The sequence below is a fragment of the Streptomyces sp. NPDC048590 genome, from assembly GCF_043199535.1.
In the GTDB taxonomy this organism is placed as follows: domain Bacteria; phylum Actinomycetota; class Actinomycetes; order Streptomycetales; family Streptomycetaceae; genus Streptomyces.
This window is the reverse complement of the sequence record NZ_JBICWC010000019.1, coordinates 58752-73949: the sequence shown is the minus strand read 5'-3', so window position 1 is coordinate 73949 and position 15198 is coordinate 58752. Positions and strand designations below refer to the sequence as shown.

The 15198-nt window shown below is 70.7% G+C and carries 9 protein-coding genes; 4 read left to right on the top strand and 5 right to left on the bottom strand.

The window, feature by feature from the left end; all coding sequences use genetic code 11:
* Window positions 1-262 precede the first annotated feature (262 nt).
* From ACGFNN_RS34215 to ACGFNN_RS34195, 5 genes are read right to left on the bottom strand one after another with little or no spacing between them, the layout of a single operon-like run.
* On the bottom strand, window positions 263-3376 hold the full coding sequence (locus ACGFNN_RS34215) for an alpha-mannosidase (protein WP_393561833.1): 3114 nt from the start codon (window positions 3374-3376) through the stop codon (window positions 263-265).
* 56 nt (window positions 3377-3432) lie between these two features.
* Window positions 3433-4614, bottom strand: coding sequence for a glycoside hydrolase family 76 protein (locus tag ACGFNN_RS34210; RefSeq protein WP_393561832.1), 1182 nt, complete (start codon window positions 4612-4614; stop codon window positions 3433-3435).
* Window positions 4615-4662: 48 nt separating this feature from the next.
* Entirely contained in the window at window positions 4663-5523 is an 861-nt protein-coding gene (locus ACGFNN_RS34205) for a carbohydrate ABC transporter permease (RefSeq protein WP_393561831.1), read from the bottom strand.
* 2 nt (window positions 5524-5525) lie between these two features.
* Window positions 5526-6482 carry a carbohydrate ABC transporter permease gene (locus tag ACGFNN_RS34200; protein WP_393561838.1) on the bottom strand — a complete coding sequence of 319 codons (957 nt, stop codon included), beginning with the start codon at window positions 6480-6482 and terminating at the stop codon, window positions 5526-5528.
* Window positions 6479-7792: an ABC transporter substrate-binding protein gene (locus ACGFNN_RS34195; protein WP_393561830.1), complete on the bottom strand. Its 1314-nt coding sequence runs from the start codon at window positions 7790-7792 to the stop codon at window positions 6479-6481. Before ACGFNN_RS34195 ends, ACGFNN_RS34200 begins: the two co-directional genes overlap by 4 nt.
* A 282-nt stretch (window positions 7793-8074) precedes the next feature.
* Between ACGFNN_RS34195 and ACGFNN_RS34190 the strand changes: the two genes are divergently transcribed.
* From ACGFNN_RS34190 to ACGFNN_RS34175, 4 genes are all read left to right on the top strand, one after another.
* On the top strand, window positions 8075-9787 hold the full coding sequence (locus ACGFNN_RS34190) for a class I mannose-6-phosphate isomerase (RefSeq protein ID WP_393561829.1): 1713 nt from the start codon (window positions 8075-8077) through the stop codon (window positions 9785-9787).
* On the top strand, window positions 9784-10800 hold the full coding sequence (locus tag ACGFNN_RS34185; RefSeq protein WP_393561828.1) for an ROK family protein: 1017 nt from the start codon (window positions 9784-9786) through the stop codon (window positions 10798-10800). Before ACGFNN_RS34190 ends, ACGFNN_RS34185 begins: the two co-directional genes overlap by 4 nt.
* A gap of 107 nt (window positions 10801-10907) precedes the next feature.
* Window positions 10908-11891, top strand: coding sequence for a LacI family DNA-binding transcriptional regulator (locus ACGFNN_RS34180; RefSeq protein WP_393561837.1), 984 nt, complete (start codon window positions 10908-10910; stop codon window positions 11889-11891).
* Window positions 11892-11976: 85 nt separating this feature from the next.
* Window positions 11977-15072 (top strand): alpha-mannosidase, encoded by a 3096-nt coding sequence (locus ACGFNN_RS34175; protein ID WP_393561827.1) that lies wholly within the window; start codon window positions 11977-11979, stop codon window positions 15070-15072.
* Window positions 15073-15198 lie beyond the last annotated feature (126 nt).

The window sequence follows — 15198 nt, the reverse complement described above, 5'->3', positions numbered from 1 at the left end:
TTGTAGACTTTTATTTTATTTAGTTTAATATTTAAATTTTTTTATTTTTTATTTTGCCGGTTCGGTTTGTGGGGGGCGCCCCCAACGTTTGGGGGGGGGCCGGGGGATCCCTCTTCCGTGGGGGCGCCCGGCCCCACCCCCCCGTATGTCACGAGCGGTCCTAGTCGGTGGGGGAGGCGCAGGTCCGGCGTCCCTCCGGTCGCATCGGATCGGTGTCCGTGGCGCTGTCGTCGTCACGAACGGGCTTCCCCGGTCGAGTCGGTCACCTCCCGGAGCCCGGTGATTCCTCCCGTGTCAACGACACCGCCGTGGTGCCGAGACGGGGCACCGGTACCCGCAGTGAGCCGTCAGCCGCGGGATGCAGGGCGGCTCCCGGCGCGCCGAGGTAGTCGGCCGCAGCGGCACCGGCGACGGCGAAGCCCGGGGTGACCCGGCAGGTGACCGGCTCCTCGGCGAAGGACTGCAGCCGTACGAGCAGCCGCCCCGGTTCGGGCACGGTCAGACCTACGACACGCACGCGGGGGTCGTCGACGGTCATGAGCGTGTACGAGGCCGCGGGGTCGGCCACCGGAGTCCCGCCCGCCCGTACCGCCGCCAGGGGGCGGCTGCCGACGGCTGCGGTGCGCATACCCAGCACGGCGGCGGAGGTCTCCGCGCCTGCCCAGCCGATGCTGTAGCGGAACGTGTGGTCGAACGCCTGCTCCGAAGGGAAGTTGGTGTCCCAGATGTTGTTGTGCACCCACGAGAACACCGTTCCAGGCTCCTCCTGGGCCAGTGACTGCGGGTACGGCACATAGGGGATGGCGATCCCGCCCACCTGGACCAACGGTGCGTCATGGGTGGCCAGCGCTGCGGTCGTTCCCCCTTCCTGGAGGCCGATCCAGCGGCGCACAGCCCGCATGTGCCGGGCGGATCCGGGCACCGTGGGCAGCCCCGTCCCGGTTACGCCGCCGGTCGCCTCCATCCGGACCGCCGGGGAGCGCATCGCGAAGGGGAAGGCGAAGAACGCGCTCTCCTTCGTCAGCGTCGCCGCCTTGTCGATCCGGTTCTCCAGATCGATCCGGGCGCTCGCGCGGGGCAGGTGGACCCTGACCCTGAGGCGCCGGGTGCCTGCCGGGGAACACTCGTAGACCAGGGTCTCGCCGGTCGCGTCCGAGACCCGTTCCACCAGGGCCGCCGGGGGAGCCGTCGTGCGCGTGGCCAGCAGGTGCATCGAGTCGTCGGCGGTCGTCTTGCTCGACTGGTGGTTGAACCCGCCGGCCGTGGCGTACTCGTCGTACACGTATCCGTTGAACCCGACGGTGGCGTCCTGGCGGACCAGTTCGTGCCCCGTCCGCTTGTCCAGGACCGAGTCGATGCACGCCGACCTCAGGTCCACATGGACCCGCAGGAACTCGTTCTCCAGAACGGCGGGATCGCCGGTCGGGGCGGCGGACCGGGCGGGCGGGGCGGACGCGGGCTCGATGTCCACCCTGACAGCGCCGTGGGCCGGCACACAGGCCAGCCGGAACAGCAGGAAACGCCCCGCCGCCCTGTGGAGTTCGTTGCTCTGCGCCTCCTCCGTCACCTCGAGCCGCGCGCCGGAGCGGGAGTCGACGACCCGGACCTCGTCGGCGAGCGGAACGGTGCTCTCGGGGAGGAACAGCCGGACCGTCTCCGACCGCTCCCAGCTGCAGGTGTTGACGACGTAGTACCCGGCGAGCGTCCCGCCGCGCGGGGCCAGGCGTTCGCCCAGGGCCGCGGAGGCGGCGTCCAGCAGCGTGTGGGCCCCGTCGTCGGCCTTCAGTGCCTGTGCGTACTTCCAGTGCCACTGCCGCTCGCCCGAGGCGTGGCCGTGGTCGCCGTGCGTCCAGGGGTCGCCGGCACCCCAGGTGTGCTCGTTGAAGAGCGAGGCGGCACGGTACACCTCGGGCGCCGCCCCGGTGACACGCGCTCCGTCCGGGGCTCCGAGAATCTCCGCGTGGCCCGCCAGGGTCTGGGCGTCGGCCAGCGCCGCCTGTCCGTCACGGGTGGCGGCCAGCGGTACGGCGCCGGCCCCCACACCGTCGACCCACCAGTCAGTCCAGTCGCCCTCGTACGTCTCGATCCGGTCGCCGAGCCTCTCCTCGGCGTCCCGGAAGAAGTCCTCGTTGCGCGAGGTGCGCAGGACGGGGAAGGCCCATTCCTCGTTCCACCGGCGTACGGTGTCCGCGATGATGCGGCGCGGCGGCCCGTTGTCGGCGAACTTGCCCAGCACCCGCAGGTGCAGGAAGTCCCACGGGTAGGGGTCTCCCTTGAACTCCTCGTCCAGGACCGGGAATCCGGGGATTCCGCGGCCCTCGTGCGGATACTGGTGGTTCGTCAGTGCCGAGAGGTAGTGGGGAAGCAGGTCGTCGACGCGGTCGAAGGACTCGTCGAACCCGATGATCGAGCCCTCCATGTACGCGAGACCGTGAGGAGTGTCGGTACGCCAGACCAGTACCTCGCGGCCGCTCGGCGCCCGCCAGCGGAAGAGGCGCGGAAGGTCCTGCCCGCCCACGTGGTGCGGCACCGCCCGGCCCGCCCAGTTGTGGGCGACGGACAGGTAGCGGATTCCGCTGTCCGCGAGGACGTCGGGCAGCCCCACGACCTGCCCGGGCACGTCGGTCTGCATGGCAGTGGTGATCTCGATGCCCTCGTGGTCCCGCAACTCACGTATGGGTCGCAGGAGCTCGTGCAACTCGTCCGTGGAGCAGGTCTCGGTGTGCAGATTGAAGGGCATCGCCGTCAGTTCGATGCGCCCTTCGCGTACCCGGTCCAGGAATTCCGCGACCATGCGGGCCGGCCGGTTCCGGGACCAGTTCTCAAAACTGAAGTAGCCCTCGACCGCCCAGCGGAACTTGGACTCCTCGGGCCAGTCGTCGGTGGTGCGGCACAGTTCGAGCAGGGAGTCGAGGTACTTGCGTCCCTCGGCGAGCACGGTGCTCTGCGGGTCGGTGTAGCCGATGTCCAGATGGGCGTGCTGGACCAGGTGCAGCGTCCAGTGGCGCTGCGGGGTCAGCAGCACCTCGAAGCTCTCGCCGACCGCGATCTCCGGCAACTCGACCAGGACCGGGGTGGGCGTGTCCACCTCCGGGACCAGCAGCCGGCTGTCCGTACCGGGCCCGGGCAGGACGTCGCAGCGCAGGACGCTTCCGGAGACCGTGGTGACGCCGGCCCGGGTCACCGGGCGGCCGGCCGAGACGCGTACGGACTGGAGGAGGCCGCCCGCGCCGTCATGGCGCAGGAGCGGCTCGCAGGAGAGCCTGACCCGGTGTCCGCCGAGGGTCCTCTCGGCGGACACCGCGCGATCGCGCAGGATGTCTCGGGCCATGTTCGAGTCCCACCAGGAGGGACGTGCGAGTGCGGGGCGGGGCATGGGAGAGATCTCCACTCGTGTTCGGTACCGGGACGTGCTGTCCGGGGGTGGGCGGTTCAGGAACGGTCGGAGGCGAGACCGGCGAAGATCTGCACCATCGCGGACTGCTCGAGTGTTTCGGCCTGTGCCTCCGGAGCGTGATCGCCGCCTCCGGAGGGCTGGAAGCGGAACAGGCCGTCGGACGGTGTCCGGTTCTCCCTCCAGGTCCGTTCGGCGTAGGTGGCCGCGGTCGACCGGTAGCCGGGATCGGGCCGCACCTCGTCCAGGATGCGGAGGTTGTCGAAGTAGAAGGCGTTGAAGATCGCCGGCTGGTCGTGCAGCCTGTCGCCCTCCTTCCAGTACGCGAGTGAGCCCTGCGCGTCCTCGACGGCACGGTCGAGATAACTCCGGTCCCCGGTCGCGCGGTAGAGCGTGGTCGCGGTCCCGATCATCGCGCCGGAGTTGTACGACCACAGGGTGGTATTCACGGTGCCGTCGTCGTCACGGCTGTTCTCGTACAGGCCGGGGGACCGGCGCAGACACGACCAGTTCCACGCGTACCACCGCTTCGCGCTCGCGAGGGTCGCCGCGTCGTGGTCGATCGCGTGGAGTTCCGCGGCGAGCTGTGCGGCCAGTCCCGTGACGTTGGCGGCGCGCATCGTGTTGCCGGGGGAGTCGACCCAGTGCATGCCCCCGGGGCACGGTTTGGCGGGGTCCTCGTCCCAGCCGCGGCTCACGATCTCGTAGGTCTCGCGCGCCCGTCGGAGGTACGCCCTCTCGCCGGTCGCCCGGTACTGGTCGAGGAAGGAGAGCCCCACGACGGCGTTGTCGTCGTAGAAGACGTCCCCGCCCTGTCCGAGCGGTGCCGGCAGGTAGGAGTCGTACCCGGGCCTGCCGTCGCGGGGGTCGAAGTACAGCCGCAGCGTGGTGAAGCGCTCGGCCGCGTCCCGGTCGTAGCGGGCGCCGACACCTGGCAGTTCGGACATGTCGACGGTCGCGGCTGCCGCTTCGCGCAGTGGCCAGAGGTAGGAGTGAGGATTCTCCCCCTCCTTGAGCGGCGTCTTCTCCAGGTACAGTCCGTGTGCCCGGGGGCCCTGGTAGAGGTGCTGCTGCAGTGCGTCGTAGGTGACCACGGCGCGGTGGGTCCAGGTGGCGGCCGGTGCCGTCCGGTCGCCACCGGCCGCGGCGGCGGGGCTCGCCCAGAGCGCCCCCGAGAGTACGGCGAGGGCCAGTGCGGCGCGTACGGGTGTCTTCACCACGGTCTGCCTTTCGGGAGGGTGGAACGGTGACGGGTGGCCGCGACGGGGTCAGCCGTGCAGCTTGAGGCTGCTGACGAAGAAGCGCTGCGCGGAGAAGAACAGGACGACGGTCGGCAGCGAGACCAGGAGTGCGCCGCCGAGTACCACCGGCGGTCCCACGTTGGAGTAGTTGCCCTGGAGTTCGGCCAGCGCGGCCATCACCGGGCGGATGTTCTTGCTGGTGGAGAGCGTTATCCCGAACAGCAGGTCGTTCCAGACGGAGACGAACTGGAAGACGAAGGCGGCCACCATGGCGGACCTGGACAGCGGGACGTGGATCTGCCAGAAGACGCGCCACCACGACGCACCGTCCATCCGGGCGGCCTCGATGATCTCCGGTGCCAGCGTCAGCGCGAAGTTGCGCATGATGAAGTAGGCGAAGGGGATGGCGATCGCCGCATAGACCAGGAACAGGCCGAACTGGGCGTCGTAGAGACCGGTGCCCGCGTAGGCGAGGAACAGGGGCCGCAGGAAGACCTGCAGCGGCAGCAGCGTCCCGGAGTAGATGAGCCAGAACCACAGGGCCTTGTGCCGTACCGGCATGATCACGGTCGCGAACGCGGCGGTGGTGGCCACGACGATCGCGACGGCGGCGCTCGTGACGGCGTACAGCAGGCTGTTTCCCATGGAGGGGCCGAGACCGGCCTTCGTCCAGGCCTGCGAAACGTTGTCGAAGAGGCCGAAACCCTGAGGCCACCAGTGCGGCGTGCCGCCGTACTCCGCCGCCGGGACCAGGGCGTTGACGAGCAGCAGCCATGTGGGCAGGGCCCATATCAGGGAGATGACCACGAGGCTCGTGTTGCGGATGATCCGGCCCGGGGTGGGTCGCCTTCGCGGGCGGTGACCCGAGGCGGTTCGGGTGATGGACATGATCAGTCGCCTTTCGGGGTCAGCTGGCGCCGCAGATAGAGCCACGAGGCGAACAGCACGATCGCGGTGAGCACGACCGCGACCGCCGCGCCGGCCCCTGGGTGCAGGGCGAGGAACGTCTCCTGGTACATCGAGACCGCGAGGGTCTCGGACTGCCGGCCGGGACCGCCCTGGGTGAGCACCCAGATCAGGTCGAAGGACTTCAGGCCGTTGACCAGGCTGGTGCCGACGACGACGACGGAGACGGTCCGCAGCTGCGGGAGCACGACGTACCAGAACTTCCGCCAGCCCGCGGCCCCGTCGAGGGAGGCCGCCTCAAGGGTCTCCGGCGGGATGGTCTGGAGGCCGACCAGGAAGAGGATCACCGCCACGCCCGCCGACTGCCAGGTGTTGGCGACGATCATCACCAGCGTGTTGCCGGGCCACTCCAGCAGCCAGCCCTGTGCGAGCGAGCCCATACCGAACGCCTTGAGAACCTGGTTCGCGGCGCCGTCGGTGTTGAGGACGAAGTTCCACACAACCGCGACGGCCGAACCGGAGAGCGCATAGGGGAGGACCACGACCAGTCGTGCCACCCGCGACCACCGGGCGCCGTCCGTCATCACGGCGATGGCGAGGCCCAGCACCAGCGGCAGGAGGACCGTTCCTACCACCCACATCAGGGTGTTCTGGATCGACCGGGTCAGCACCGGATCGTCGAGGAAGAGGATGTAGTTACCGAGCCCCGCGAACCCGGAGATCCGGCGGTCGTCGAAGAAGCTCCGGTAGACGGTGGTGGCGAACGGGGCGAGGAGCAGCGCGCCCACCAGCACGACGGCCGGGGCCAGGAAGCCGGCGCTCGCCAGCCTGTCCCGCAGCGGGCGCGAGGGCCGTCGGGCCGACCCGGAACCGGACGGACGGGGGCCGGGCGGGACCCCGGGCCGGAGGCGCGGCGTGCTCCTGTCGAGGGAGGTGCTCATGACTCGTCCCTCTCCCATGCCGCCCACTCCTTCGACGCCCGGCCCGCCATGCCGCGCAGGGTGGCGTCGGCCGAGGCGGCACCGGTCATGAAACTCCCCAGGTCGTCGGTGTTTCCCTGGATGAGGTTGGGCGGGCCCGACTCGCCGTACCGGGGCAGCAGCGTCCAGCGCTCCTTGATCGCCCGGTCCTTGAGTCCGGCGATCACCGGGTTGCCCGGCCGCGAGAGCGGGTTGGCCGAGGAGTCCTGGAGGAAGTCGGTCCACACCTTCTGGACCTTCGGGTCGAGCCAGTTCGCCGCGTTGGCCATGGCGGCGTCGTGCGAGACGGCCTTGCGCGGCACGGCGAGCACCCCGGACTCGGTGATGACGGAGCGGCGGGTGGAGGAGCCGACGGGCGGCATGACGAAGGCGTCGAAGTCGACCCCCGGCTTCATCCCGGTCGCCGCGATTCCCTGCGACTGCCAGGAACCGTGCAGGAACATGCCGATCCGTCCCGCCTTGAGCGCGGCCGGACCGTTGTTCTGGTCGAAGTCCGCCGCCGTCATCCAGCCCTTGCGCATGAAGTCCTGCCAGATCTGGAGGGCCTGCTTCGCCTGCGGGTCGGTGTAGCTCGCCTTCCCCGCGATCAGCTCCGCGTAGAACTCCGGGTCCACCTTGCTGACCAGCTCCTGGAACCACTCGTACGCCGGCCAGTTGCCGGCCTGGGTGGCTACGAACGGGGTGATGCCGGCCTTCTTCAGCACCTCGGCGTTGTGCAGCATCTCCTCCCAGGTGCCGGGAGCCCGCAGCCCGTGCTTGCGGAAGACGGCGGTGTTGTAGAAGAGCACGTAGTACGACTCGTAGAGGGGGATTCCGTACACGGAGCCGCGGTAGGACATCGGCTCACGTGCCTGCGAGGTGACCCAGCCCTTGCGCTCGTAGTCGGCCCACACGGTGGAGAGATCGCTGAGTTCCCCGGTGCGGGCCAGCGACTTGAGGAAGTATCCGGACGCCCACTTGATCATGTCGGTGGCCTTGGTCGTCTGCAGCGAGATCTGCGTGACCTGGCGGTAGGACGTGGGGTTCGGGTTCGACAGCGGACGCAACGAGTGCCCGGTGAGCTTCTTCAGCTCCCGTCCGGCCGCGACATAGCCCTGGTCCCAGGTGGCGTTGTCGTTGGCGAGCGAGGTGGTGCCTGGCTTCACCGCGGTGCTGTCTCCCCGGGCGCAACCGGTCAGGACGGCCGCACCGCCCGCTCCGATGGCCGCCAGAACGCTGCGGCGGCCAGGTGGGTGGGACGACCACTGTGTCGCCCCGCCGATTGATCTCATGGGTTCCCTTCCCTTTGGATCCCGGCAGGGATCCCTGGCTGTGGGGTGTGGTGGGTGAGGGCAGGGCCCTCGGAGAGATCTCGCCGAACCGCACGGAGTCGGCGGTTCGGATGGCCTGGATGTTAACGACACCATGCGCGCTGAAACAAGACTCTGTGGCGAGAATCCGTTGATGTGCGGCATCTAGCTGGGGTTATGTAAGGCAAGCGGGAAGCTCCCTTGTTCCTCTTGATTGTTATCGTTACCATCCCATGGTCGACCGCTCGTCCTTCAGGAGTAGCTGTGCACTCAGAGCCCCGCCTCTACGAACGCAACCCCCGCTATCCGGCCGCCGGCACGGTGCTCACCGGATGGGACGCCGCGGTCGCGACCCTGCCCGGCCGGCCCGTCGTGCTCGCGCTGGACGGGCCCGCGGCCCTGGACTGGAAGGCGGCCGCCCGAGGGATCGCCGAAGCCCTGCGCGCCCGGTCGGTCGGGACCGCCGTCCTGGACGTACGCGAGCGCTGGTCGGCGCCGGCCGTCGAGCGGCTGTGCGTGCCCGCTGCCGAAGCCGACGCGTTCTTCCTGCCGCTGGCCGAGTTCGAGATGGCGGACCTCTTCGAGGAGGGCCTGGCGGTCGAGCGCCCGGCGAGCGGGGTCCTGCTGGTGTTCGGCCCCGGTGCCGCCCTCTGCTCACCCGATCTGCTCTGGTGGGCCGACCTGCCCAAGCGGTACGCCGAGAGCGCCGTCGCCTCCGGGACGCTGCCCGTGGGCGTCAACCTCGGCCGCCCGAACGACCCGGGTGAGCTGCGCAGCCTCTTCTACACGGACTGGCCCGTCAGCGACCGCCACCGTGACGGGCTCGCGCCCGGGATCGACCGGTGGATCGACGTACAGGACCCGCAGGCCCCAGCGTCCCTGAGCGGCGAGGAGTTCCGTGCCAGCCTCGCCCGGCTCGCCCGGCAGCCCGTCCGTACCCGCCCCTATTTCAACTCCACACCCTGGGGAGGCCGGTGGGCCGCCGAGCGGCTCGGCTTCGCGGCCGACGGAGGCAACACCGCCCTCGGCTACGAACTGATCGCCCCCGAGGCGGGCGTTCTCGTCGGTCAGGACGCCGGGGCGCAGGTTGAACTGCCCTTCCAGCTCATGTGCGTCCTGCACCCCGAGGAGTTCCTCGGCGCGGACGTCCACCAGCGCTACGGCACCTCCTTCCCCATCCGCTTCGACTACCTCGACACCGTCGAAGGCGGCAACTTGTCCCTGCACTGCCACCCGCAGGAGCGGTACATGCGGGACACCTTCGGGTGGCCCTACACCCAGCACGAGACGTACTACGTCACCGCGAGCGACCCCGGCGCCCAGGTCTATCTCGGGCTGCGGCAGGGTACGGACGTGGACATCCTGCGCAAGGAGGTGGAGGCGTCGGCGGCGCACGGCACACCCCTGCGAGTCGAGGACCACGTCCAGACCTTCCCGGCCGCCCCCGGACAGCTGTTCATGATCCCGGCCGGTACCCCGCACGCCTCCGGGGCGGGTAACCTCGTCCTCGAGATCAGTGCCACGCCCTACCTCTACTCGCTCCGGCTCTACGACTGGCTGCGCCGGTCGGGCTCCGGGGTTCCGAGGCCGCTGTCCCACGCCCACGCCTTCGCCAACCTCGACTCCGCACGGCGCGGAGCCGACGTCGCCGAGGACCTCGTCCAGCGGCCCCGGGTCCTGCGCGAGGGCGAGGGCTGGCGTGAGGAGGTCATCGGTCGCCTGCCGGAGATGTTCTACGCGGTCCACCGCTTCGTACTCGACGGCACGGCCGCGGCGGACGACGACACCGAGGGCCGCTTCCACATCCTCAACGTCGCCGCCGGTGACGGGGTCGTGGTCGAGACCGCCGGCGGCCTCCGCCACGACCTGGCGTTCGCCGAGACCCTCACCGTGCCGGCGGGCGTGGGCGGCTACCGCCTCCACCCCGTCGGCACGAGGCCCGTACAGGTCGTCAAGTCCCTGGTGAAGTCCGCATGACCCACGTGCCCGTGCTGGAGATCGGCGGTACCCATGTCACCGCCGCGCTCGTGGACATGACCACCCGTCCGCCGGTCACCGGGACCGTCGTACGGCGGCCGGTGCCGGCCGACGGGGGCGCCGCGGAGATCCTCGACACCTTCGCGGATGCCGCCCGGCACCTCGCCGCGCCGCACCGCGCACACTGGGGGGTCGCCGTCCCGGGGCCCTTCGACTACGCCGCCGGCATCGGCAGGTTCCGGGGCATCGGCAAGTTCGAGGCCCTGCACGGTGTCGACGTAGGGGCGGAGCTGCGCGACCGGCTCCCTGATCCGCGTGCCGTCAGTTTCCTCAACGACGCGGACGCCTTCGCCATCGGGGAGCACCACGGCGCGGATCTCCCGAAGCCCCGCCGGTCCGTGTGCGTCACGCTCGGCACCGGCGTCGGATCCTCCTTCCTGCGCGACGGCCACCCCGTCACCGATGGCCCCGACGTGCCGCCCGAGGGCCGGGCCCACCGCATCACCGTCGACGGACGGCCGCTGGAGGAGGCGGTCTCACGGCAGGCGATCCGGGAGCGGTACGCACGGGCCGCCGGACGCGTCGAGGCGCCGGACGTCAGCGTCATCGCCGAACTGGCACGCCGGGCCGACCCGCACGCCGCGGCGACGATCAGCGGATGCTTCACCACGCTCGGCCGCGCACTGGCCCCCTGGTGCGCCGCGTTCCGGCCCGAAGCGATGGTCGTGGGCGGATCCATGGCCGCCTCCTGGGACCTCATCGGGCCCGCGCTGCGCGCCGGACTCACCGCCGGTGCCGAGGCCGCCGGGCCGGGAGCGGTGGCCGTGGTCGCCACGATGGATCTGCGTACCGCCCGACGGCCCGAGGACGCGCCCCTGATCGGCGCCGCGCACTGGGCCACGGGGCGGGGGAGGGAAGGGGGCCCGCCAGGACCCCTTGAAGCCAAGCCCGGTCCTCTTGCCGAAGGGGCCTCGCCCTTCGAGGCGCCGGAGGCCGGTCACTCTCTACAATGACGGCGCCTGCGGCTCCGGGAGCCCATCGACGGCAGCAACCCGCTTACGGCACGAAGGAAGGACCGGCCGTGGTGCAGCACCGACCGAGTGACGTCGCCATGCCGACGATGCGTGACGTCGCCGCTCGCGCCAAGGTGAGCGCGATGACCGTCTCCCGCGTACTCAAGGACGACCCCGGGGTCGCCGAAGCGACCAGGCAGAGGGTGCTGAGCGCCGTGGACGCGCTCGGATACCGGCGCAACGAGACCGCACGCAGCCTCCGCCTCGGCGGGAGCGGGATGATCGGTCTGGTCGTCACCAACCTGGCCAACCCTTTCTACTCGCGGCTCGCGCTCGGCGTCCAGGAAGTCGCCTACGAACACGGTCTGAGGGTCCTGCTCGCCAACACCGCCGAACAGGTCGAACGGGAGCGCGGTCTGGTGGAGGACCTGGCGTCCCGCCAGGTCGACGGGATGATCGTGGTTCCGGCGGGCGGGGGTCACCGTCATCTGGCACCGAACGCGCTGCGGGGCATGCCGATCGTCCTCGCCTCCCGGCCTCCGGCGGGAATGGACGCCGACTGCGTGCTGGTCGACGACTTCGGCGGGGCGGAGGCGGCGACCGGCCGGCTCATCGAGGACGGCCACCGGTGCATCGGCTTCCTGGGAAACCCGCCCGCTCTCTACACCGGTGCCGAGCGCTTCCGCGGCTACTGGGCCGCCCACGAGGCGGCCGGTGTGGAGCCGGACGAACGCCACATCCGCCGCGGTCTCACGGGCGTGGCCACGGCGGAGCGCGCCGCCACCGCCCTGCTTCAGGGGCCGGACGCCCCGACCGCCCTCTTCTGCACCAACAACCGTCTCACCCAGGGTGCCATCAGGGCCGTACGCACCCTTGGAGTCCCGGTCTCCCTCGCCGGGTTCGACGACTTCGACCTCGCGGACGTACTCGGGCTCCCGCTGACGATCGCGTCCTACGACGCCGACGAGATCGGGCGCAGGGCCGGCCAGATGCTGATCGACCGGATCAACGCCGGCCCCGGTGCCCAGCTGCCCGCACGACGTTCCGTGGTCCCCACCGAGGTCATCCGGTACGGGACCGACCGACCGTAACCACGCACCGTCCAACCGCCCTGCGCCGCGCGCCCCTTCGCCGGGCCGCCGCCGCCCACGGCGCGGATCTTTCGATGGAGCCTTCATGCACGACGACCGCACGCTGACCGAACGCCGGCTCGCCCGCGTACTCGACCAGCGCCTCAGGCCCGCTGTCCACGCCCGCACCCTCCCCCTGGAGGTGAGCGCCCACCATGTCGCCGGTGAACCGGTCCCGGTGAGCGAGGGGATCGCCGGACCCTACGAGCCGATCGCGACCGGTGAGCACTGGGGACCGGCCTGGTCCACCAGCTGGTTCAGGATCCGCGGCACCGTACCCGCCGAGTGGGCGGGGGAGCGCGTGGAAGCGGTGCTCGACCTCGGCTTCGGAGCCACCCAGCCCGGCTTCTCCGCGGAAGGCCTCGTGTACCGGGCCGACGGCACCCCGGTGAAGGCCCTCAACCCGCGCAACACCTGGCTCCTCGTCGCCGGACGGGCGCAGGGCGGTGAGGACTTCGAGTTCCACGTCGAAGCCGCCGCCAACCCGTTGATCTTCGACTTCGACACCGACTGCGACCCGTTCGTCCCCACCCGCGCCGGCGACGTCGCCTCCTGGCTGCGGGCACACGGGCACGACGGGCCGCCCGGCGAGCCGCTCTACCGGCTGGCCCGGATGGATCTCGCCGTGTTCGACGAGACGGTCTGGGAGCTGGTCCAGGACCTCGACGTACTGTCAGGGCTCATGCACCAGTTGCCCGAGGACTCCAACCGGCGCGCCCAGATCCTGCACGCCGTGGGCAAGGCCCTGGACGCCGTCGACCTCCAGGACGTCGGCGGCACTGCTGGCCGGGCCAGGACACTGCTGCGCCCCGTGCTCTCGGCGCCCGCTCACGCGGGCGCACACCGCGTCTCGGCCGTCGGCCACGCCCACATCGACACCGCCTGGCTCTGGCCGGTACGCGAGACCGTCCGCAAGGCGGCCCGTACCGTCTCGAACGTCACCGCCCTCATGGACGACCACCCCGGCTTCCGGTTCGTCATGTCGCAGGCCCAGCAGCTGTCCTGGCTCAAGGAGCAGCGTCCCGAGGTGTACGCCCGGGTTCGGGAGAAGGTGGCGACCGGGCAGTTCCTTCCGACCGGCAGTCTCTGGGTCGAACCCGACACCAACCTCTCCGGCGGCGAGTCCCTGGTCCGCCAGTTCGTCCACGGCAAGCGGTTCTACATGGAGGAGTTCGGCGTCGAGACGCGCGACATGTGGCTGCCGGACACCTTCGGCTACAACGCCGCGCTGCCCCAGCTCATGAAGCTCGCCGGCATCGACTGGTTCCTCACGCAGAAGATCTCCTGGAACACCACGAACGCCTTCCCGCACCACACCTTCTGGTGGGAGGGCATCGACGGCTCCCGGGTCTTCAGCCACTTCCCGCCCGTGGACTCGTACAACGGCGACCTCTCCGGCGCCGACCTCGGCCACACCGAACGCAACTTCCGCGACAAGGGAGCCGCCAACCGCTCCCTCGTGCCGTTCGGCTACGGGGACGGCGGTGGCGGCCCCACCCGCGAGATGCTGGCGCGCGCGGAGCGGCTCGCGGATCTGGAGGGCTCCGCGAAGGTCGAACTGGAGGGGCCCGCGGACTTCTTCACCAAGGCTCACGAGGAGTACCCCGACGCGCCGGTCTGGGTCGGCGAGCTCTACCTCGAGCTCCACCGGGGCACCCTCACCAGCCAGCTCGCCACCAAACAGGGCAACCGGCGCAGCGAACACCTGCTGCGGGAGGCGGAGCTGTGGTCGGCCACCGCCGCGGTACGCACCGGTGAGCCCTATCCGTATGCCGCCCTCGACCGCGTCTGGAAGACGGTGCTGCTGCACCAGTTCCACGACATCCTGCCCGGATCCTCCATCGCCTGGGTGCACAGGGAGACGGAGCGGGCCCACCAGGAGGTCGCCCGGGAGCTGGGCGCGATCATCGACGCGGCCCAGCGGTCCCTGACCGGCCCGGCCGACGCGGACGGCGGTGGCGTCACCGTGTTCAACGCCGCCCCGCACGGCCGGGACGGCGTACCCGCACTCGCCGCAGCCCCCCGCACCACACCCTTGCGGACCACGCCCGCGCGACCGGGGCCCGACGGGAATCTCGTCCTGGACAACGGGTTGGTGCGGATCACGGTGGACGCCCGGGGCCTCGTCACCTCCGCGTACGACCTGACCGCCGGGCGCGAAGCACTCGCCCCGGGGGCGGTGGGCAACCTGCTCCAGCTGCACCAGGACTTCCCCAACCAGTGGGATGCCTGGGACGTCGACGCGTTCTACCGCAACACCGTCCAGGACCTCACCCGGGCCGACGCGGTCGGGCCCCACGGCGACGGCATCGAGGTCGTACGGACGGTCAACCGGTCACGCATCCGCCAGCTGCTGACCCTGCGGGAGGGCTCCCGCCGGCTCGACATCGACACCACGGTCGACTGGCGGGAGCGCGAGAAGATCCTCAAGGCGGCGTTCCCCCTCGATCTCCGGGCCGCCCACTCCGCCGGTGAGATCCCCTTCGGGCATGTCGAGCGGCCCACCCACTCCAACACCAGCTGGGACGCGGCCCGTTTCGAGATCTGCGCCCACCGCTTCCTGCACCTCGCGGAGCCGGGCTGGGGAGCGGCGCTCGTGAACGACTCCACCTACGGCCACGACGTCACCCGCGATGTGCGCCCCGACGGAGGCACGACGACCACCGCCAGGCTCTCGCTCCTGCGGGCCCCGCTCTTCCCCGACCCCGACACCGACCAGGGGGAGCACCGGCTGCGCTACGGCCTGGTGATCGGCGCGGACATCGGGGACGCCGTCCGTGAGGGGTACCACTTCAACCTGGCCGAACGCGCCGTCGCCGGCACGGCCGTCGTCGAACCGCTGGCCTCCACCGACCACGCCGGTGTCGTGATCGAGGCGGTCAAGCTCGCGGACGACCGCTCGGGGGACGTGATCGTGCGTCTCTACGAGTCGCTGGGCGGGCGCGCCACGACGCAGCTGCGTCCGGGATTCCCGTCGCACGGCGCCACGGTGACCGACCTGCTCGAACGGCCCTTGCCGGACGGGGCCGCACTGCCCGTGACGGCCGACGGCGTGCGGCTCGCGTTGCGCCCGTTCCAGATCCTGACGGTCCGGCTGGCCGTCGGTGACGGCCGGCTCCCGGCGAAGGGGAGGCGTGGATGAACCGCTCCCGCCGGCGGCGATCAGCCCTCGGTGTCGGCGCAGCGCGCTCCTCGCCCGCCACACGAACCACGGCACATTCCCATTGCCGAAGCCGTTGCCCGGGGCGACGAATCCCTTGGTGTCTTC